Annotated in this window: 16 protein-coding genes and 1 tRNA gene; 7 read left to right on the forward strand and 10 right to left on the reverse strand. The window is 43.3% G+C overall.

Translation table 11 applies throughout. The features are described from left to right. Nucleotides 1-137: 137 nt before the first annotated feature. Complete coding sequence (locus FTD44_RS05590) at nt 138-1,676, forward strand: acyl-CoA carboxylase subunit beta (protein ID WP_222165550.1); 1,539 nt, start codon at nt 138-140, stop codon at nt 1,674-1,676. A gap of 555 nt (nt 1,677-2,231) precedes the next feature. Here FTD44_RS05590 and FTD44_RS05595 read toward each other — a convergent pair. Next, nucleotides 2,232-2,954 (reverse strand): hypothetical protein, encoded by a 723-nt coding sequence (locus FTD44_RS05595; protein WP_222165551.1) that lies wholly within the window; start codon nt 2,952-2,954, stop codon nt 2,232-2,234. A gap of 39 nt (nt 2,955-2,993) precedes the next feature. Here FTD44_RS05595 and FTD44_RS05600 point away from each other — a divergent pair, with 39 nt between their 5' ends. Then, entirely contained in the window at nt 2,994-3,839 is an 846-nt protein-coding gene (locus FTD44_RS05600) for a hypothetical protein (protein WP_222165552.1), read from the forward strand. Nucleotides 3,840-3,856: 17 nt separating this feature from the next. Here FTD44_RS05600 and FTD44_RS05605 read toward each other — a convergent pair whose 3' ends face one another. Both FTD44_RS05605 and FTD44_RS05610 read right to left on the reverse strand, forming a co-directional pair. Then, on the reverse strand, nt 3,857-4,930 hold the full coding sequence (locus FTD44_RS05605; protein WP_222165553.1) for a DUF2891 domain-containing protein: 1,074 nt from the start codon (nt 4,928-4,930) through the stop codon (nt 3,857-3,859). Between the two features lie 19 nt (nt 4,931-4,949). After that, nucleotides 4,950-5,456 (reverse strand): hypothetical protein, encoded by a 507-nt coding sequence (locus FTD44_RS05610; protein WP_222165554.1) that lies wholly within the window; start codon nt 5,454-5,456, stop codon nt 4,950-4,952. Nucleotides 5,457-5,892: 436 nt separating this feature from the next. On the opposite strand from FTD44_RS05610, the gene FTD44_RS05615 reads away from it, so the two are divergent. The 4 genes from FTD44_RS05615 to FTD44_RS05630 are packed head-to-tail and all read left to right on the forward strand — an operon-like array spanning nt 5,893 to nt 8,376. Continuing rightward, complete coding sequence (locus FTD44_RS05615) at nt 5,893-6,315, forward strand: hypothetical protein (protein WP_222165555.1); 423 nt, start codon at nt 5,893-5,895, stop codon at nt 6,313-6,315. A gap of 6 nt (nt 6,316-6,321) precedes the next feature. Beyond that, complete coding sequence (locus FTD44_RS05620; RefSeq protein WP_222165556.1) at nt 6,322-6,963, forward strand: hypothetical protein; 642 nt, start codon at nt 6,322-6,324, stop codon at nt 6,961-6,963. Beyond that, nucleotides 6,933-7,718, forward strand: a complete 786-nt coding sequence (locus FTD44_RS05625) for a sensor histidine kinase (protein ID WP_222165557.1) — start codon at nt 6,933-6,935, stop codon at nt 7,716-7,718. The genes FTD44_RS05620 and FTD44_RS05625 overlap by 31 nt, the downstream gene beginning before the upstream one ends. Further along, the gene (locus FTD44_RS05630) at nt 7,711-8,376 is read left to right on the forward strand and encodes a response regulator transcription factor (RefSeq protein ID WP_129020078.1); all 666 of its coding nucleotides are present in this window, start codon (nt 7,711-7,713) and stop codon (nt 8,374-8,376) included. Before FTD44_RS05625 ends, FTD44_RS05630 begins: the two co-directional genes overlap by 8 nt. Nucleotides 8,377-8,466: 90 nt before the next feature. Here FTD44_RS05630 and FTD44_RS05635 read toward each other — a convergent pair whose 3' ends face one another. Then, complete coding sequence (locus tag FTD44_RS05635; RefSeq protein WP_222165558.1) at nt 8,467-10,377, reverse strand: T9SS type B sorting domain-containing protein; 1,911 nt, start codon at nt 10,375-10,377, stop codon at nt 8,467-8,469. A 702-nt stretch (nt 10,378-11,079) separates the two neighbouring features. Here FTD44_RS05635 and FTD44_RS05640 point away from each other — a divergent pair. Next, nucleotides 11,080-11,382: a hypothetical protein gene (locus FTD44_RS05640; RefSeq protein WP_222165559.1), complete on the forward strand. Its 303-nt coding sequence runs from the start codon at nt 11,080-11,082 to the stop codon at nt 11,380-11,382. A gap of 206 nt (nt 11,383-11,588) precedes the next feature. Here FTD44_RS05640 and FTD44_RS05645 read toward each other — a convergent pair. From FTD44_RS05645 to FTD44_RS05670, 6 genes are all read right to left on the reverse strand, one after another. Continuing rightward, a tRNA-Arg gene (locus FTD44_RS05645) sits at nt 11,589-11,662 on the reverse strand. Nucleotides 11,663-11,787: 125 nt separating this feature from the next. Continuing rightward, nucleotides 11,788-13,179 (reverse strand): hypothetical protein, encoded by a 1,392-nt coding sequence (locus FTD44_RS05650; RefSeq protein ID WP_222165560.1) that lies wholly within the window; start codon nt 13,177-13,179, stop codon nt 11,788-11,790. A gap of 191 nt (nt 13,180-13,370) precedes the next feature. Further along, the gene (gene gldE, locus FTD44_RS05655; RefSeq protein ID WP_222165561.1) at nt 13,371-14,672 is read right to left on the reverse strand and encodes a gliding motility-associated protein GldE; all 1,302 of its coding nucleotides are present in this window, start codon (nt 14,670-14,672) and stop codon (nt 13,371-13,373) included. Between the two features lie 101 nt (nt 14,673-14,773). Then, nucleotides 14,774-15,205 (reverse strand): single-stranded DNA-binding protein, encoded by a 432-nt coding sequence (locus tag FTD44_RS05660; protein WP_129020084.1) that lies wholly within the window; start codon nt 15,203-15,205, stop codon nt 14,774-14,776. Between the two features lie 36 nt (nt 15,206-15,241). Further along, nucleotides 15,242-16,303 (reverse strand): A/G-specific adenine glycosylase, encoded by a 1,062-nt coding sequence (mutY, locus tag FTD44_RS05665; protein WP_222165562.1) that lies wholly within the window; start codon nt 16,301-16,303, stop codon nt 15,242-15,244. A 91-nt stretch (nt 16,304-16,394) separates the two neighbouring features. Then, entirely contained in the window at nt 16,395-20,450 is a 4,056-nt protein-coding gene (locus FTD44_RS05670; protein WP_222165563.1) for a GEVED domain-containing protein, read from the reverse strand. Nucleotides 20,451-20,640: the final 190 nt, after the last annotated feature.

Genomic DNA, 20,640 nt, shown 5'->3' on the forward strand with positions numbered 1-20,640 from the left:
AGCAGATATACCGGCGATTTGCCCAAAAATAGTAAAAAACTGGCTAAACATAAGCCATTAACATTGGATAAATACCCACATTTCTCTAAATTTGCTTCACGAAATTTCAAAAAATTCAACATTTTCAATTATTCCCGATGGATAAATTAGCAACCCTGCAGCAGCATACCGAAAAAGCATTATCGGGTGGCGGACAGGCAAGAATCGAAAGTCAGCACAAAAAAGGAAAACTTACGGCGAGAGAAAGAGTGCAGTTATTAATGGATGAAGGTTCGTTTGAGGAGATCGGTATGTTTGTGAAGCACCGTTGCACAGACTTCGGCATGGAAAATGAACAATACCTGGGTGATGGTGTGGTAACGGGTTACGGTACAGTAAACGGAAGACTGGTATATGTATTCTCTCAGGACTTTACTGTATTCGGGGGCAGCCTTTCCGAAACGCAGGCAGAAAAGATCTGTAAGATCATGGACCTTGCCATGCAGAACGGTGCTCCGGTGATCGGTCTGAATGACAGTGGTGGTGCGCGTATCCAGGAAGGAGTAGTGTCCCTGGGTGGTTATGCCGATATCTTCTATCGCAATGTACAGGCTTCTGGTGTAATCCCGCAACTGTCAGCCATTATGGGACCTTGTGCCGGTGGTGCGGTATACTCTCCTGCAATTACCGATTTCATCCTGATGGTAGAGCATACTTCTTATATGTTCGTAACCGGACCGAATGTGGTAAAAACAGTGACACATGAAAACGTAACCAGTGAAGAGCTGGGTGGCGCGATGACGCATGCTGAGAAATCGGGTGTGACACACTTTGCCTGTGCCAATGAGATCGAGTGTATCGATTACCTGAAAAAACTGCTGAGCTATATGCCGCAGAACTGCGAAGAGGATGCACCAATCTATCCTTACGAAGCGGGTAATGAAATCAGGGAGAAACTGAAAAACATTATCCCGGAAAATGCAAACCAGCCTTATGATATGAAAGAGGTGATTGAGGAGCTGGCCGATGCAGATTCTTTTGTGGAAGTACATAAACATTATGCGGAGAATATTGTGGTAGGCTTTGCACGCATTGCCGGTCGCAGCATTGGTATCGTAGCCAATCAGCCAGCAAGCATGGCGGGTGTACTGGACATTAATGCTTCTAAAAAAGGAGCACGTTTCGTACGTTTCTGTGATGCCTTCAATATCCCTTTATTAGTACTGGTAGATGTTCCGGGCTTCCTGCCAGGTACAGACCAGGAGTGGAACGGTATCATCTCTAACGGTGCTAAATTATTATTTGCGCTGAGTGAGGCTACTGTACCTAAACTAACCGTGATTACCCGTAAAGCTTACGGTGGTGCTTATGATGTAATGAACTCTAAACACATCGGTGCGGATATGAACTATGCATGGCCTACTGCAGAGATCGCGGTAATGGGTGCTAAGGGTGCCGCAGAGATCATCTTCAAAAAAGACATCGCTGCTGCTGAAGATAAAGATGCAAAATGGAAAGAGAAAGAGATGGAGTACATGGAGAAATTTGCAAATCCTTACGGTGCTGCGGCACGTGGCTTTATCGACGAAGTTATCTTACCGGAAAACACGCGTGAGAAACTGATCCGTGCATTTAAAATGCTGGAAAATAAAGTGGTTAAAATGCCGAAGAAAAAACACGATAATATTCCGCTGTAAAAGGTATACATCAATATAAAAAGGGTTCGCATTGCGAACCCTTTTTATAATTCTAATTTATAATTATCTTAACTGACTATCCGCATATAGTAAACTATTTTATTCGTCCTTTTGTCCGGCAACAAAAGGACCAAAAATGCCTTTGTTTTCATCAAGGCGATTGCATAGCACCGCCATTTTGTACCGTTGCGTGCATTGATCGTTTGAGCTTAACGTGTAACGCGTTCGCTGCTCAACGATCGCAGCTCCACTCCAAAATGGCTATCGCTGTGATGAAAACAATAAGCGATCCGTACAGAACAGATCGCTCGAAAGGCCTTATAAATCCGGCGTTAATAAAATCATTAGCTCGGTCGATCAAGTCGTAAACCACTGTCTGAGCGCAGCGAGTCTGGTTTGCGGCCGACTGACACATTGATTTTTAGCCAGGGATTTATATAGCCTTGATTTTTTGGCGGTACCTTTTGCATCAAGGCAAAAGGTGGCAATAGAGATATAAGCTACTTAAATCATAATGCCAGACTTTGTTTCCTTTAAGCGGATACCCAGTTTATCTTATTTACCACATTTATTGTATTCATCCATAATGCGCAGGAATACTTCATTGTTTTCCGCTCCTTTGAATACATTGTATTTATAACCGTCTTTTTTGTCTTTGATTTTCTCAGATACTTCCGGACAGTCTTTCAGGTATTCGCTCATTTTCTTTGCAAACGGAGTGAAAGTAATGTCAATGATCTCATGTGCATTTTTAAACTCCGGCAACATTACATAATAGCCTGTGCTTAAGGTATAAGGTTTGCTCGCCGCAAAATCTTTAGGAGTTACTTCCAGTTTGCGCAGGAAGAACATTTTGAATTTATCATCATCACTGTTGTTCAGACGCTCCATGAAGATGCGGGTATTACCGATAGAGATATCATCTTCTTTCATGCGTATAGGATAGAAGGTTTTATTCTTTACCGTAAAGAATTTTACATCCTTGCTGCCCAGTTGTTTCGGTTCCATTTCATTTGCAGGCGTAAACCATACAAATTTCAGATCTGTCATGTTTGTACTCACAATAAACTTCACGGTACCTTCCTGTGTGGCACCATCCTCAAACGTTACGCTGCCATTACCATCGATGATGTAATTAGCCCCTTCATATCTGCCCAGATCATCTTCCTTTCCGGCAAATTTGTTCAGCTTATCCATAAATTTTCCCTGTGCCTGTACAGTGCGTGCAGAACCCAGAATGCAAGAAAAGAGCATTGCGCCCAGTAAAATTTTTTTCATGATTATTTGTTTATCTTTAGCGGCAAAAATATATAAAAAATGTTCAATAAGTACCCTATCCTTGTTTTTATCCTGTTATTGCTGCCTGGCTTATCCAAAGCCCAGCAAATCACTTTTGATAAAAAATCCGGCAACTTCCAGGCTGATGGGAAAGTGATTGCCAACCTCTCTTCTGAGAAAGTAAAAAGCATCGGCAAAAGCTATTATGTAAAAGATGCAGCCGGTACAAAGACGCTGCTTTCTTATGAGCTGCACAGCTTTGAAGACACCTTCGGCAGTGCCACCGTTTACTATTACAGCATCGAGGCTCCTGAACCGGGTTATAAGGCTTACCGACCGAACTTCAGCAGTCTGAATACGTTCAAGGAAGTGGGTGAACTGGTCGTGGCTGAAAATCTGTTGCAGGCCGACGGTACCTTGAACAGTGAAAAGGTAAAGGCTTATTTTGAAGAAAACAGTTCAAAGAATATAGACTACCCTTCCCGTCATGCATTCATTAATGATTCTCTGATGAAGCTGGTGAATATACCGTCTACCCCTGCAGAACGGGATATGCGTAAACCGCCTATCGCTAATGAATATGGTAAGATAGGACAGGATAATGTAGTTATCGGTTTCTGGGAGCTGGTAGAGAGTGTGAATGATGATTTCAACCACAGCAAAAACTACAAATTTATTATCCGTAACCTGAATGGTGGTATCGTATGTGTATCCTGGATCAGGCTGTCAGGCTCGCATACTTACGCATTTAAAAACGGAATGCGTACCCGCGAAAGCTGGCAGGGACTTGACCTGGTGAACAATAACCCGATCAGCAGCCCTGGTGGCCAGCAGGGATATGCGGCGGCACTGGCACAGAACTTAATCAGAATGGGTTTGCTTTAAGCAAACCCATTTATTATTTAAGATGTTTCCAGTAAGGCATATATGGCAAAGGAAGCCAGCCAATGTTCTCCTCCGTAACCGCCATTGAATATCTGCGGCAGCGTGGCATTTAGAAAGGCATCTGATGCGGTTTTAAAACGAGCTTTGTAAGGATTACGATCACTCAACTGACTGCTGATCGAGCGCATACACCATGCCCTGCTGAACGAGAGTCCATCAAGATGTACGGTCTGGTAATCACTGCGATCGCTCACTACCGGCATGGCACATAAACGATCTATACTGCGTGTCTTATAGTATTGTTCAAACCAGGTATTGAATGCTTTTTTATCCAGCACTCTCTTCATCAGATCAGCGGCCATCAGGCTGGGTGAAAAAAAGTCGCTGCCATCAGGCTCCAGGTATGCAGGCATATCACTGTTACCAAAATAAAATTCTTTCGCTTTAGTGCTGATCTGGCGCAGGAATGCTGTATCCCCCTGCTGTTTAGCCCAGTCATAGGCAAAGGCTAAACCAAAGGCTGTATTGGGATGCACACCGGTCCTGTTCGGATAAGTCTGCTTAGGCAGGTATGCTTTCCAGAGACTGATAATCTTTTGGGTAAGGGGCTGCATAGACTGATGCCATTTCTGAAACACCGGATCCTTACCTCTCGCCAATGCTTCATCCAGCTTCAGCAACCAGGCCCAGCCATAAGTACGCTCATAGGTATTGGAGGCGGTATACTTACCGAAATAACTGGCTTCCCGCTCCATTTTATCCCTTTGAAAACTGTTATCAAGTACGGAAATGATGCTGTCACGATTGGGCAGTTGAGGATATTCCTGTAATAATCGTACCAGCATCCAGTGCCCATGTACACTACTGTGCCAGTCCAGGCAACCGTAAAATACGGGATGCAGTTCGCTCGGCAGCAGTCGCGCATCTGCAACGCTATCGGACAGGTGGCTTGTCTTATTGGGAAATTCGGATGGGATACAGTGCAGGGGCAGTCTGCTGAGCTTCAGTGCGATCTCCTGGTTCAGCTTTGTCTGTGCAGACAGGTTGCATGCAGCACAAAGCAGGCCAAGCAATACGATAACTTTTTTCATAAACACTAATATAGTTATTCTACTTCAATTGCCATCCTTTCCGGATCAGGAAGTCTTTACAGGAAGAACAGAAACCGGTTTCTTCATCTGTCGGATTACCGCCTTCTGCATCGCGCATATAACATGTGGGAACAGGGCAATGTGGCAAGCCTTGTGTATGCCCTAATTCATGTATCGCAATTTTGAAGAACTGGTCTTTCACTTTATCCTTATTTACCCGGAATGTAGATGCGACGCAAGCATTGCCCGGCCGGAAGCCCAGCCCCATTACACCCCAGTCTGCGACATCTCCTTTCGTTGCACTGATGTCTTTATGTGTAAGGGCAATCCAAACGGTATCGGCACCGCTTTTATGTCTGAGCATATGAATAATGGAATCGGCCCGATAGCGATTGCGCGGTTGATAATATGCTCCGGCAGGCATTGGTAAAGGCTTACATAAATAAGTTGCGGTATTGATCTGCCTTATCTGTTGCAGCATTGCACGGGAAAGCTCAGGAGAAAAATCGCCCAGAGGTTGAATCATAATTGTCTTTCCGGATGATTGCTTTGTATCTGACCTACAGGATACTGCACTGCAAAACAGCAAAACCAACAGAAGAAATAAAATGGATTTTAAGAAGTAATGCATATTGAATCACATGAATTCAAATATACGCAAAAACAGGCGGGGATAAGTGTCTGTCCGGTTTCATATAAAAAAGTCATCGCTTAAAAAAGGGGGAAATAACACCTAAAGCAAAGGGGAGAAACACCCTGGCCTCGTGGGTATTTTTCACGGTATTTTTTTAAGCAATCATTTTTAATATTATCATATCTCCGCTCAAACAATTATATGTAAAGGCTTAACGCCTGCGCACGTCATATAATCCTTTTTTTACGTTCTTTGCAGCTGCTGATACTATTAACTATAGGGTGTACCTTAGCGCTGCAATTATTCACCCATATAAACACATAGAGTTATGACAAAAATGCCGATTTCGGAAGTTCCTGAAGTACAGATCAACATTGAAGCGTACAGAGATAACGTAATTTTCACCGACCTGGGTGGCAGACCTATCGAACGCCCACAGGGAGAACTGCATTCTATTGAATCTTTTCAGACTTTATTTGATGATTTCTGTAAGCTGCCTGCATTAAATCCCGACCAGGACTGGTATGTAGGTGTTTATCCTTGCATTAAAACAGATAAAGACGGTATCCAAAGACTCTCTTTCTATTTTGTTCCTACTATCGGAGAAAAAGGACTGACTAACCCTCCGGGCACAAGAATCAGCACTTCGAAATTAACGGACTACTTACAGGCAGTAAACGGTGGGGTAACACCTGCTCAATTAGGAGAAATTCAAAACAACGTATTTGACATCGGCAATCTGTGGCCATAAAACACTATGATCCTCTATCTTAATATCATCTTCGAACTGATCTGTCTTTGTTTTGCTGTTTTTACCCTTCCAAAAGTAAAAGCACCATGGACATTATTTATACTGTACCTGTTATTTGTGGTGGGCATTGAAAGCTATGGCCTATACGCCGCAGAAAACCACATCAGCAGTAAAATGGTTTATAACATTTATGTCCTTATCAATTTCTATTTTGTTCAGGCGATATTATATAAGATCTGTAACCTAAACAGTACGGGAAAGATACCTGCATGGATCTTTTCCGTACTGTTTCTTTTATTTTACGGAGGGGAATTAATGTATAATGGTCCGGAACAATTTACGCTGACCAGCATGATTCTTTCCAATATTCTCATTACTATACAAAGTCTGTACTATTTTTACAGCCTGATGACGCAGGATGATTTTGTACAACTGAAAAGTCATGCTCCTTTCTGGCTGGTAGCCGGCCTGCTGATACATGCATTCGGCAGTACTGCTTCCTTCCTGTTTTATGAGTACCTTGTTGCTATTAATAAAGAACTAAAGATTCCTGTACGGCAAGTCATCATTCTTTTTCTTAATTTTATCTTGTACGGCTCCTGGAGCTATGCCTTTGTATGCAAGTATCAGCAACGGATATCATCTTAATTGTAGGACTCATTACCACAATGACACTCATTGTCGTCATTTTTTTGCTTGCTTATGTTGCGGTCTATAATAAACGGAAGAGAAAGCATGTGGAAGAAAAGGACAATATGAAACAGGCATTTTCGGAACAGTTGCTCCAGGCCCAGCTCGAAATACAGGAGCAGACCTCCCGCAACATCAGTGAGGAGATACATGATAATGTAGGACAGGTATTGAGCCTATCCAGCATACAACTGAATATGCTGATTCAGCATCCTGAAAAAGCAAAAATTGAACTTGCCGAAATCAAAGAAAACATTGATCTTGCGCTGGAAGATCTCAGGGGCATAGCCCGTAACCTTAACGGTGGTTACCTGCAACAGATCAGCATCAATGAGTTTCTGCAAAAACAACGGCGACAGCTGAACAAAGGAGGTCAGCATCTTTGCGAAATGTACACTTCCGGTACTGAAAAAAATATACCGGTACAACATAAAATTATCCTATTCCGTATTTTGCAGGAGTGCCTGCAGAATATCATCAAACATGCACAGGCTACCGAAATTATTCTGCGTACTGCATACACTGAAGATCAAGGATTGAAAGTGACGGTACAGGATAATGGTGTTGGCTTTAATGTTTCAGATCAACAGAACAGAGGGCTGGGTATTGGCAACATGGAACGCCGAATGCATTTACTGCAGGGCGAGTTTGCAATAGAAAGTAATGCCGGACAAGGCACAACCATACACCTCAACATCCCTTCTTATGACTAGTAAATATATTAATGTTGCCATTATTGATGATCATGCCTTATTTAGGAAAGGGCTTAAAATGCTCATCAACAGCATCGACAACTTCGAGGTGATTATGGAAGCCGATAACGGCCAGTCCTTCATCGAGGCATTGCCCTCAGATAAGTTGCCGGATATTGCCTTGCTGGATATCCGTATGCCGGGGCTGGATGGTTACGAAACGGCCTCCTGGTTGAGTCATCATTACCCTCAGATCGCCATCCTGGCCCTGAGTACTATGGATGATGAGGCGGCGATTATTAAAATGATCCAGAGAGGAGCCAAAGGTTATTTACTGAAAAATGCAGATACGGATGAGCTGCAGAAAGCTATTGTAGCTGTACTGGAGCAAGGGTATTTTTACAATAATCATATTACCCATAAAGTAATCAGCACCATAGGTGGTGTGATCAATGGCAGTTCTCCGATTGCTACGATCATCAACCTGAACGAACGGGAAAAGGAATTCCTGAAACTGGCCTGCTCTGAAATGAGCTATGCCGAAATCGCCAAAGCGATGTTCCTGAGTCCGCGCACCATAGATGGATACCGGGAAAGTCTCTTTGAGAAATTCCAGGTTAAATCCAGGGTGGGACTGGTCTTATATGCCATCAAACATGGTATTGTAGTACTGGACTAATCCTGCTGAAATGAATATAAAAATTGTGGCCCTCTGTATAAGAGGGCCACAATTTTTATATTCACCAATATCCAAACTTATCTGAATAATCTATCTCAGTAAGGTTACCGTTCCCTGTTTTTTGAATGGCTTACCTTCTGCCGTACGGGCATCGATCTGGTACACATATACTCCGGCTGCCTGTGGCTTGCCTTGCCAGGTACCATCCCATCCATGCTCTATATCGGTGGTAGAGAATATCTCTTCTCCCCAACGGTTAAATATCTTAAAGGCATTCAATGCGGCAATACCTCTTTTCACTACTTTAAAGTTACCATTTCCCGGAACAAAGGCATTAGGCATATCAATGGCTGTGTTCATCACCAGTATATCTACAGAGTCGGAAACGGTACAACCGTTTTCGGTAGTGGCTACTACAAAGTAACGTGTATTTACCTCGGGACTCATCACCGGATTACTGACATGTGCTGAGTTCAGCCCTGCATCCGGGAACCAGGTAAAGTGTACCGCGTTGGTGGCGGGCTCCATAAAATACTGCTCTCCGCTATAGATATTGACTACATCGGGAATGCTCAGCACGGCGGCCGGGTGTACGGTGATCTGTACCTGCTGCGTATCGGTACATCCTTTATCGCTTGTACCGATTACCGTATAGGTGCCACTGGTTGTCGGTGTAATCAGCGGAGTGGCGCTGCTTGTATTATCTACATACAGAGCGGGTGACCAGTTATACTGTTGTGCTCCTGTGGCCTGTAATTGTACAGAGTTGCCCGGACAGATTGCGGCTTCATTAAGATTGAGTTTAAGGAAGTCTCCGGGATTGACAATCACATGTATGGTATGCTCCATCCAACAGGTGAGATTAGGATCCGGTGCTGCTACTCTCAGGGTGTAATTGCGGGACTGATCTGCAATAAACCATACATTGGGGGCAGTAGTACTGTTCAGGCCCGTAGATGGGGTCCAGGAATAGCTGAAATTAGGATTAATGGGATTGGTACTCGTTTCTAAACGAACAGTATCATACTGGCATACAATCAGGCTGTCCGGTGCCAGAATCTTACCCGGTGACGGCATAACATTTACCGTAATCGTAGAGACACTGTCACATCCGTTTATATTCTGGAAGGTACTGTCAAAAATACCTGCATTATGTACAAACTGCCCGAAGATATTAATAGAGTCTCCCTGGCAGATATATGCAATATCGTTAGTGGCTGTAGTGCTTAAGGTAATCGCAAACTGACCCGTAACCTGCACACAACCATTCAGGGTCATGGTACAGGTATAGGTGCCCGCAGCTGCTACCGGTGCATTGGTAACCGTTGCGGTCTGCCCGGTAGCGGTAAAGCCATTAGGCCCGGTCCACTGGTAATTGGTGTATACCGCATTGGGTGCAGTGCTGGCCGGAGCAGTAAGGGTAAAGTCGCCTCCCACACAAGCCTGGCCTGAAAAATTGATCACCTGATTCACGGGGGTAATGGTAATATCGTCCATGATCATACCCAGCGTGGATGGATTATTTACATTGGCCAGATCTAAAGTTACCGTAGCCGTGGTTGGGGTAAACTGGTAATTCTGGCACTGCAGGTTGAAAACCGTATTGGAAGATGATACATTCTGGTTTAAGAAAACCGCGGTACCATTATATACTTTTGCATTAATGGTGCAAGGAATAGGTGGCAGGCTAAAGCCCGCACCTCCTGCGGTTCTTCGCGTACATTTAAAGGAAAGGTTGTAGGTCTCTCCCGGTGTTACAGCGATATTTACCTGGCGAAAATTAGAGCCGTTATCTATCTCTGCCGTAAGGTTGGTTGTGGTACCACCATATACATTTTCTGCCATCACCTCGGCGGTAGTAGCCGGGGCAAAAAATGTCCAGCTGGCATTGCCGGCAGTAAAGGTTCCGTTGGTTACAAGATTTTGCGCCTGGGCTTTCCCTAAGCTTAAAATACCGGTAAATAAGAAAAATAATCCGAGACGATAATTCAGATTTTTCATATAAAATGAGATAAAATTGTTTTCAGATGCTAGCACAAAATAGAGCTGCGTTTTGTGGAAATGAAACTTTTGACAGACATTTTTGAGCTCCTTGCTATCTATAAAAGACAGGCTGAAAGCAGATTTAGTTTGTATTAAAAAAATAATCAGGTAAGTATTTGAAGATTGATGTAGTACAAATTGACTATAATTATATGTATATAAGTTACCGATTCGTTAATGATGCTGTATCGCATTAATTATTTTTTCTCCTTCCTCATTACACAGCTCCCGGGCAATGCACCATTTGCGTTAAAGCAAGGTGATGATGAGCAGTATATGACGTATTGAAATACCCTGAGCGGGTCGCACTATTTAAGGAATAAAAAGGGCTGCAATACCTTTAGAGAAAGCGCCCATTTTCTTGTCAGCAGAACAGTCGCGGCAACCGAGGGCAGACTCTATATGCCTTCACTCGTATACTTACAGCAGATCCTGCATACTATTAAATGTGTTGCAGGAGACCGAACTATTTATACCCAAAAGATCATAAAAGACTGATTTACATTTACTTGTTTAAAAAAATAAAAAAAATGCATCCCTCCTATAATTTCTATAGAGTTGTTTTCGTTTAATAATTAACACATTTGTGAATATTGAAAATAAACAAAGAGGCCTATTTGTCTGTTTTCGGTTTTTTTAATCTTTAAAGTTAATTTGATTATGAAAAAATTCTTTTTTGCAATTACTTTAAGTTTGTTTGCAGCCTTTACTGCAGATGCAGCGGTTACCCCAGTTGGAAGCGGAACAATACCATGTGTATATACTGCTTCTGTAAGACATTATACGTATAACCCTACTACAGGTGTTACCACATATTATGGCCCATACTATTATTTTAATTCTCTAACCGATGCGTTTACGTATATATTAGAACAATACCCACCTGTGCCTTACGAAAGGAATAGTGGTGCTAATATAGCGTGTTATACAGAAGGTCCGGTAATAGGTCCTCCTGGTCCCTAAATAATGCGTAAGTATATATCCCATTATATGATTAAGCCTACCCATTTTGGGTAGGCTTAATTTATGGACAGCATTTATGTGTACTGATATTTCTTGCTCCGATTTATACCAGACATACACATTAATAACAGGAATATTCAGAGATGTGAAATCGGCTGTAATGCGCAAAGAAAAAGGGAAACAGCGTGATTGCTATTTCCCTTTTGTGACCTCGTTAGGATTCAAACCTAAAACCTTCTGAGCCGTAATCAGATGCGCTATTCAGTTGCGCCACGAGGCCATTCCCTTGATTGGAGTGCAAAGATAGGAAGTTGTTTTTTTTCTACCAAATTTTTTTTGAAAAAAAATTAAAGGCCGGGTATAAAAACCCGGCCTTTATTATTCTGAAGCGTAACGCTTTGGATATTAATATTTAGTTGTCTCAGCAGCCCAGTTAGTCCATCCTGCAGTCCAGTCAGTAGTACCGTCAAATGCACCGATATAAGCAACTTGCTGGAAGCCTGTCAGACCTGCGAAGCTTGCACCTGTAGAGGCCATAGAACCGCTTTTCAGCAGGAAGCTAGGTGTACCGGTTGTTGCAGATACAGCTGGTGAATATTTGTATGCATCAGCTAACATAACTGTATCGCCGTTTGCATAGCTTTTGTTGTTGTTGGCATCAAACCATGTGTTGATATCGAAAGAAGAAGAAGATGCTTTCTTAGGAGTTGTACAACCAGCTATGATGTTGTTTTTGAACATTAATGTACCTGAAGTAGCATTACCTGAAGTAGCAGTACCTTTAGTGTCATCGATGTATACACCAACAGGGAAACCTAATAACATAGAGTTTACCAGAGACATAGATGAGTTACGACGGATCTGCGCACCATTCTGGAAGTTAGCATTGATACCGCTCAGAGAAGTTCCTTTACCAGGTCCTACGATGGTCATGTTAGAGAAGATCGCTTTAGTCTGAGGAGTCTGAGTAGAACCGTTACCATCGTTATCTGATTCGAAACCGTTAGAACCACTTACGTCCGCTACGTTTTTAGCACGTTGTGCCACACCGAACTGAACCTGACCAGAGAAACCGAAATCTGTATCGAAATCATCATCCCATGTGTAAGTAGCTACTAAGTGATCACAGTTTACAGTACCACCGAACCATTCGAAGGCATCATCACCAGAACGGTAAACCTGTACATAGCTGATAGTAGTACCGTTACCAACACCACCCATAGTCAGACCGTTGATTTCGTTATCCGGAGAATATGCGATACCAGCGAACTCAATTCTTACATATTTTAATACACCAGAGTTATCGTTAGCAGCTGTACCACCATACTCATTGTATTTAGCTTCCTGACCAGCAACTGTAGGAACCAGACCACCTTCGATACGCGCTGTACCACCACTTGGGTTGATAGGCGCTTTACCTAATACGATGATACCACCCCAGTCACCTTCACGACGAGAACCTGCAGCTTCTTCTGAAGTAAATACGATAGGTTTATCTTTAGTACCTTCTGCCATAATTTTACCACCACGGGTAATGATCAGGGTACCTTTAGTTTGTTTATCGCCCATGATGATCGCACCTGGCTCAACAGTCAGGGTTACGCCATCCATTACATACACAAAACCTTCGATGGTATACTTAACACCCGCTTTCAGGGTTTTGTTAGCAGTAATATCACCTTTCAGCACGTTACTCTCCGGAGTCGGATCTACAGTAGTTTTATCTTTACAAGATGTCAAAGATGTTGCAGCAAACAGTGAGCCGGCAACGGTTGCGAGTAATAAACCCTTTTTCATAATCGCTTGATTAAATTTGTTTTTTATAAACTTTGGGGCAAAAGTACCCTACCAGTATAACCAAATTGTTATTTCACTATTACGCTTATATTATCGCATTATTACCGAATTGTTACCAGCAGTCTGAGCCACGCTATAAAAGGATAAGGCGCCGCAGTTGCGGCGCCTTATCCTTTTATAGCGTAATCTATTTAATCCATTATATATTCGACTTTGACCTTCTCAATACGCAGCTTATCTACTGCCAGTATAGTAAAGTCATAGTCTTCGAAACTGATCTGTTCATTGATCGTCGGGAATTTACCGGCAATCTCCAGCACAAGGCCGGCCAGAGAATCGCTCTCTCCGCGTATTTCGGCAAAGGTACTGAGTGGGATACCCATTATACGACACATATCATTAATAAGCATTCGCCCTTCAAATATATATGCTGTGTCGCTTATCTTCTTAAAGTTATGTTCATCTTCATCAAACTCATCCTTAATATCACCGATGATTTCTTCCATAATATCCTCGAGGGTAATGATACCGGCTGTACCGCCAAACTCATCTACAACCACTGCGAAGTGTACCCTGTTATCTCTGAAATCATTCAGCAGGTCATCAATCAGTTTATGCTGATGCACATAATATGCCGGACGTATAAGGGTGTGCCAGTCAAAGTCATCTAAACCGATATAAGGCAAAAAGTCTTTAGTGAATACCATACCCACAACCTCATCTATATTATTACGGTATACGGGTAAACGGGAATATCCTGCATCCAGCAGCTTCTCTCTTACTTTGGTAATGTTCCAGCTCTCACGGATAGCCACTACATCAAGGCGGGGCTGCATAATCTGTTTTACACTGATGCTGCCGAACTTAAGTACGCCTTTAAAAATCTCCACTTCCTCTTTAGAAGCTGCATGACCCAGACTGGCTTCTATAGCATCTTCCAGCTCTTTGAGGTTATCGATCTCTTCCAGTTTGCGGTTACGTTTCTGATCGCGGTATTCATCAGAGTCTACCAGTACCTGACCTATTCCTTTAAACGTAAGAAACAGCACATTCACAATTGGTGCGGAGAATCCTGCCATACGTATATTATTCTGACGGGAATAAACCTTCGGTAATACTTCTACAAAAAGTAATAACAGGAACATGGAAGCCAGCAATACAATGCCGAGTATAACAACTAAATGAGCCTCTTGGGGTAACAGTAAGTGAGCCATATGATTCATCAGGAAGATGATCAGTATTGCCAGGGTTATTTTGGATACTCTTAAAGTCGACAGCAATAGTTCAGGATCTTCCAGGAGGGTAATGATCATACGGGAATTCTGATCCTCTTTTGTTTTCAGGTAATTGATATCCTTCAGTTTAAGACTGAAGAAACCTACCTCTGCCCCTGCAGCCACAGATGCAAGAAAGAGTATACCCAGTACAAGGATACATAATGTGGTAATTGTTGTTGGCGATACCGCCAATGCCGCCTGTAAAATCACAACCATAATCTCTGAATATCTGTCAATAAAACGTCCTATCGCTAAAATAATCAAAACGCATGGTTTTGATTATTCAGTATTGCTCTGCCACTGCAGAAAATTTAATCTTAAAAAGGCAATATGTCATCCAGTTCCGGATCATTGCCCGGGTTCAGGAAAGTGTTATCAATATTGTCCGGTTTGCCCGATCCCTGGTGGTCACTTTCTTTACGCTTATCCAGCATGACCAGGTTCTCAGCTATAATCTCTGTCTGAAATCTCTTGTTCTTATCTTTATCTTCCCAGCTGCGGGTTCTCAGTCTTCCTTCTATATATACGAGGCTGCCTTTATGTAAGTACTTACCCGCCAGTTCTGCCAACCCTCTCCATAAAACAATTGTATGCCATTCTGTTTCTGATACCACATTTCCGTTTTTCTCCTTCCTCATCTCAGTAGTTGCCAATGGAAATTTTGCCACAGGAATTTCTCCTTCTATATACTGCAGATCCGGTTCCTTACCCAAATTTCCAATTAGTACTACTTTATTCACGCCTCTCATACGATATAAATTTTACTGTTAAAAATATGGCTTTTTCTAATTTAATAAATAAAAATAAGGTTTTTCTTCCAAAAACGAAACTATTGTTTTGGGGAAGGAATAATTATTCAATTCGGTATAAGGGATCCATATTCCATCGGCTGTGAAGTAATCTGGAATAGCATTCAGCTGCACAATAGAGAAGGTACTATGGATGAGCTGGTGGGTTAACCGCTGCCTGGTCTGCAGTACTTGTTCCTGCTTGCTGCTGATATATTGCGTATCATTCAAAAGACGGTGCAGCTGCTCCGGCATGTTATCTTCTACCAGGAAAAACTCGTACAGGCTCTGCCATACATCTCTGGCCGTTCGTTGCTGCACATATACTTTATCTGCGCAAACCAGTACCCAATAATTAAGCCAGCGTTCTTTCACTTTTATCTTTTGCAACTTAACCGGCAGCTCAGCTACCGTGCCCTGATTGTAAGCTTTGCACTGTGCAGACAGGCAACATTCAGCACACAAGGGTTGTTTTGGTTTACATACAACTGCTCCGAAATCCATTATCGCCTGGTTGTAAGCCGCAGGATGTTGTGCATCAAATACGGCATCCGCCAGTTCTGTAAATATCTTTTTCCCTTCAGGAGTATTGACTGGTGTGGGTTCTGCAAAGTAGCGCGACAGTACGCGGTACACATTCCCATCAATGACAGGATAGGGCAAGCCATATGCAAAGGAGGCAATGGCTGCTGCGGTATAGGCCCCTACTCCTTTGAGGGCAATAATATCTTCATACTGATCCGGGAAACGGCCCTTGTATCGTTCTGCAATTTCCCTCGCGGTATGCAACAGATTGCGGCAGCGGGCATAATAACCCAGCCCCTGCCATAGCCGGAACACTTCGTCTTCCGGGGCTTTGGCCAGATCGGTTACGGTCGGATATTGTGCGATAAAACGCAGGTAATAAGGCAATCCCTGTTCTGCACGGGTTTGCTGCAATATAATTTCAGAGAGCCATATTTTATACGGATCTTTTTCCTCTTTCCAGGGCAGACTTCTATCATTAGACTCGGTATGCCAGCGCAGCAAGGCTTTGGCAAAAGCAGAAACAGTTTTCATTCTTATTGGTAAAATACAAAAATAATGGCTGCCTGTAACATACAGGCAGCCATTACTCTGTTAAAGCAAATATAGTTTAAATGATCGTATCTTACTTAACTACATTCAGTTTCTTGGTCGTATGACCTTTACTGGTCTGAATGCGTAAGGTATACATACCTCCGGCCAGGTGCTCTGGTAATACTACTTTGTATGTACCATTATGCTGTTCGAAAGAAGGCACCTGCATTATCTCCTGACCCATTACATTATAGATCGCCAGAGATTGCAGTTTAACCGATACATCATCAATTTTGATATAAGCAATGGTTCCGTCATTGGGGTTTGGATATACCTGTACCAGTTTACCCACCTGGTCTACATCATTAAGACCGGTACCGATAATGCTCACCATTGTGCTGTCTAATACATCACCGCAGGTGCTGTATGTAGTCAGGCTCACGTTGTAGTTACCACCTGCAGGGTAAGTATGCGTAGTTTGTCCTGTGCTGGAAGAGCTTGCAGAAACCGTTACCGGAGCAGAACCATCACCAAAGTTCCATTTGAAACTGGTTACATTCTGAGGGTTAACTGCAGAGAAGTTGAAGCTGCTCGCCGCTGTAGGTTGTGTAACGATACCATCTACTATCGGCATATATCCGGTAGCTATGATTTTAACGGTATCAATTGTCAGACAGCCTTCATTGCTGGTTACATATACTACATACGTACCTTCACCTGCTATTGAAATTGTTCTGGTGGTTGCACCGTTATTCCAGTAATAAGTACCACCGTTTTGTCCGCCAGGACCCGCATCCAGTATACGGCTTCCTCCCAGACACAGACCTGTTCCGCCTGCTTCCAGGTTTACAACCGGATTCCATTTCAGGCGCACTTCGATAGTATCTCTTCCGATACATCCGTATGAATTGTCTACGGCAACATGATACATGCCGCTCTGACCTACTGTACGTGTCGGCGTAACCGCACCATTATCCCAGGTAAATACAGGACTGTTCGGAATAGTACCCGGATCCAGTGTAATGGTTGTACCCTGGTCTACACAGGTGTTAACATCTGGTCCCAGGTCTGGCATAGGTACAGGATTAACTGTAGCCACTACCGGAACCCTTACTGATTCACAAGATGTTTTGACAACCCATTTGTATAAATAATAGTAGTAATCACTTGTTGCTCCACCGGAGTAAGCTGAGGTAATGCTGGATACACCTGCAACGGTATAAGGATAAGAGAAACCGGTAGCATACTCGCGCACCAGGTTAGTGATACCGGATGTAGCAACTACAACCAGTCTGTAACCAGTACCTGCAGGCACGCTGAAGTTCAGCGGAACAACATTCATGGTACCATTTGCACTAACATTTACGCTGGCAGTAGCAGATTGTAAAGTTGTACCGGCAGCATTTTTCAGGGCAATTGTTACCGCTCCAGTAGGTGAGGTACCCATTGGATACACATTGACACTTTCCAGGGTAAATGGTGCCAGGGCATTGAACATCAAACCGATGTCGTTAAAGCCACTGTTACCGGAAGTAGAAGTAGGTGTAGGTTTACCCGTATTATAAACGGAAGTACCTGCGCTGGCCGCTGCATAGAATGTAGTTGTTGCCGTCAGGGAAGGAGTATTGAATGTAGCTCCTGTACCAATGCTGTTTCCGCCGGTTGCCGCTTCATACCATAATACCTGGCTGGAAGCGCTGGTTGGCGTAGCACCAATTACAACAGAACCGTCTCCGCATCGTTGGCCATTTGTCGCGGTAATAGATCCTGGATCACCTACGACTACGCTGTCTACAGAAGTCGTCTGCACCAGTGTTCCGTCACAAAGGATCTGCATGCGGTAATATGTTGTACTGGTAATGCCGGTAACCGGAAGGTTAACTGTCGTCAGCGGGCTGCCGATATTAGTCCACGGACCTGCTGCTGCAGTAGCACGTTGCCATTGATAGGTAAAGCCTGTAGCCGGTGGCATACTGATATTGATACCTAAGGTACTATTACCATTTAAACACAGGAAATTAGGGCTTGTTACTGAATGTATAGCAGGCAGCGTTATGGTGCTACATGCCGGAGGATTAATAATGATAATTGTATAATCTTCTGTTTCTCCATAATAGTAATCCGGACATGGGTCAAATGAGGTAGAACCTTCTACTCCACGTACACGGATTCTGGTAGGACCTGTTAAGGCAGTAGCAGGAGGAATGATGGTACCGGTAAAGGCACTACCTGCAGGAATGGTATTCGGAGAGGCGGCACATAATTCTGTAACCGGATCAAACACACCATCATGGTTCCAGTCTGCCCAGATGCGTACACCTGTGCTGTAAGACGCAATATTTACCGCAAAGTCAAACCCGAATGAATGGGCTGCCGTAACGGCCATAGAAGTGTAATCGGAATATCCAAGTGCACCACTGGCGCAACCGGTACTCAGATTGCTCACATCTATCATAGCACCTGTTGTGGCAAAGCCATCAATTGTACCACCATAGGTACAACCATAAGTATACGTCGGTGTACAATAACAGTTAATGAAGTTCTTAATCGTAATATGCTTGGCATTGCTGTATACCGGTGTACCACCGCTACATGATGTTTTCAAACGATAGTAAGCAGCGGTATTGATACCTGCTGTCATCATATAGTACACAGTGTTGGCACCCGTAACATCTGTCCAGCTACCTGCTGCTCCGGTAGGAGATTGCTCCCACTGGTATACCATACCACTACCATAACTGGTACCGGTTGTATTAAGCGCAAAGGCGATATTAGGACAGATAGAATCCGGCACACTTGCAGCAATAGCGCCTGGTGTCGGCGGATTGGTACAAGGTGGTAATGCAATAATATTAATGGTATAATCTTCAGCTTCTCCATAATAAGCAGAAGCACATGGACCAAAGGTTGTAGAACCTTCTACCCCACGTACACGGATCCTGGTAGGACCGGTCAGTGCTGTTAATGGCGGAGTGATCAGGCCAGTAAATGAAGAACCTGCAGGAATGGTATTTGCAGACGCTGAACATAATTCTGTAACCGGATCAAAGATACCGTCATGGTTCCAGTCAGCCCAGATTTTCACGCCGGTTTCGTAAGCAGAAATATTTACAGTAAATGTGAATGGTAAAGATTGTACTGCAGAAATGGCCATAGAGGTATAGTCAGAATAACCCGCACCGCCGCTTGCACAACCGGTATTCAGGTTACTGATATCCACCTGCGCACCACTTGTCGCAAAACCATTAATGGTACCACCGTAAGTACAGCCGTACGAATAGGTAGGTGTACAGAAGCAGTTCATGAAGTTTTTCTTCAATACTTGTTTTGCATTGGTATATACTGGTGTACCACCACTACAAATAACTTTAAGACGGAAATAGGTAGTCGCTGAAATACCTGCAGAAAGGGTGTATGTGATATTGGTTGCACCCGTAACATCTGTCCAGCTACCTGCAACTCCGGTAGGAGACTGCTCCCACTGGTAGGTCATACCACCGCCCAGGCCTGTACCTGTGCTCGCTAAAGCGAAAGAGATATTAGGACATATGGAATCCGGAACGCTGGTCGCTACTGTACCTGCAGTCGGAGGGTTAGTACAAGGAGTAGATGGAGTAACCAGAAGGGTATAATCTTCGACTTCTCCATAATCTGCCGAGCTGCAACCATCAAATACGGTAGAGCTGTAAGAACATCTTACACGCATTCTCTTACTTCCCGCTGTTGTACTGGCCGGAACTGTAAAAGAACCTGAGGCAGTAGCTCCGGAAGAAAGTGTTGCTGTCGGATCATAAACAATCTCACCCGGATCGGTAAAATCGCCATCTTCATTCCAGTCAACGAAAATTTTATAACCCTCACTCCAGCCAGGATTATTGACAATAGTAAAGTTAACTGTTGCGCCTGCTGTAGTCGTGTGGAGCATCGAGGTCTGGTTGCTGATACATGCTGTGGCAACTGAGGATCCTGAGTTCAGATTCGTAATGTTGGTGACTCCCCCGGTAGTAGAAAAAGATTGGATGTAGTCGTCATCACAACCATAGTTGTAAGTGGGGCTGCAATAGGTCTGGGCATTGCTTTTGATACCCAGTCCGAGCAGCATCATAATGCAGATGATGCCGCGAAGATGAATAAATTTCAGGTTCATACTTAAAGGTTTACATGTGGAGAATGCATATCTCTCATGCCCTGTAATGAATTGTAGCTTTATCTTGTTGGTAATAGTAGGTACAACTTATAAAACAACTATTAGCAGAAATGAGAAACAATTGCTAAAGTATGAATATTTTCACATACAAGTGTAAAATATGTAAACTTTAATTAAACAATCAATTTCA

The organism is Edaphocola aurantiacus, assembly GCF_019797745.1.
GTDB classification, from domain to species: domain Bacteria; phylum Bacteroidota; class Bacteroidia; order Chitinophagales; family Chitinophagaceae; genus Edaphocola; species Edaphocola aurantiacus.

What these genes read in the sequence shown, in the direction of transcription:
- FTD44_RS05590 (WP_222165550.1), top strand. Translation starts at nt 138, where the DNA reads ATGGATAAATTAGCAACCCTGCAGCAGCATACCGAAAAAGCATTATCG.
- FTD44_RS05595 (WP_222165551.1), bottom strand. Translation starts at nt 2,954, where the DNA reads ATGAAAAAAATTTTACTGGGCGCAATGCTCTTTTCTTGCATTCTGGGT.
- FTD44_RS05600 (WP_222165552.1), top strand. Translation starts at nt 2,994, where the DNA reads ATGTTCAATAAGTACCCTATCCTTGTTTTTATCCTGTTATTGCTGCCT.
- FTD44_RS05605 (WP_222165553.1), bottom strand. Translation starts at nt 4,930, where the DNA reads ATGAAAAAAGTTATCGTATTGCTTGGCCTGCTTTGTGCTGCATGCAAC.
- FTD44_RS05610 (WP_222165554.1), bottom strand. Translation starts at nt 5,456, where the DNA reads ATGATTCAACCTCTGGGCGATTTTTCTCCTGAGCTTTCCCGTGCAATG.
- FTD44_RS05615 (WP_222165555.1), top strand. Translation starts at nt 5,893, where the DNA reads ATGACAAAAATGCCGATTTCGGAAGTTCCTGAAGTACAGATCAACATT.
- FTD44_RS05620 (WP_222165556.1), top strand. Translation starts at nt 6,322, where the DNA reads ATGATCCTCTATCTTAATATCATCTTCGAACTGATCTGTCTTTGTTTT.
- FTD44_RS05625 (WP_222165557.1), top strand. Translation starts at nt 6,933, where the DNA reads ATGCAAGTATCAGCAACGGATATCATCTTAATTGTAGGACTCATTACC.
- FTD44_RS05630 (WP_129020078.1), top strand. Translation starts at nt 7,711, where the DNA reads ATGACTAGTAAATATATTAATGTTGCCATTATTGATGATCATGCCTTA.
- FTD44_RS05635 (WP_222165558.1), bottom strand. Translation starts at nt 10,377, where the DNA reads ATGAAAAATCTGAATTATCGTCTCGGATTATTTTTCTTATTTACCGGT.
- FTD44_RS05640 (WP_222165559.1), top strand. Translation starts at nt 11,080, where the DNA reads ATGAAAAAATTCTTTTTTGCAATTACTTTAAGTTTGTTTGCAGCCTTT.
- FTD44_RS05650 (WP_222165560.1), bottom strand. Translation starts at nt 13,179, where the DNA reads ATGAAAAAGGGTTTATTACTCGCAACCGTTGCCGGCTCACTGTTTGCT.
- gldE (WP_222165561.1), bottom strand. Translation starts at nt 14,672, where the DNA reads ATGGTTGTGATTTTACAGGCGGCATTGGCGGTATCGCCAACAACAATT.
- FTD44_RS05660 (WP_129020084.1), bottom strand. Translation starts at nt 15,205, where the DNA reads ATGAGAGGCGTGAATAAAGTAGTACTAATTGGAAATTTGGGTAAGGAA.
- mutY (WP_222165562.1), bottom strand. Translation starts at nt 16,303, where the DNA reads ATGAAAACTGTTTCTGCTTTTGCCAAAGCCTTGCTGCGCTGGCATACC.
- FTD44_RS05670 (WP_222165563.1), bottom strand. Translation starts at nt 20,450, where the DNA reads ATGAACCTGAAATTTATTCATCTTCGCGGCATCATCTGCATTATGATG.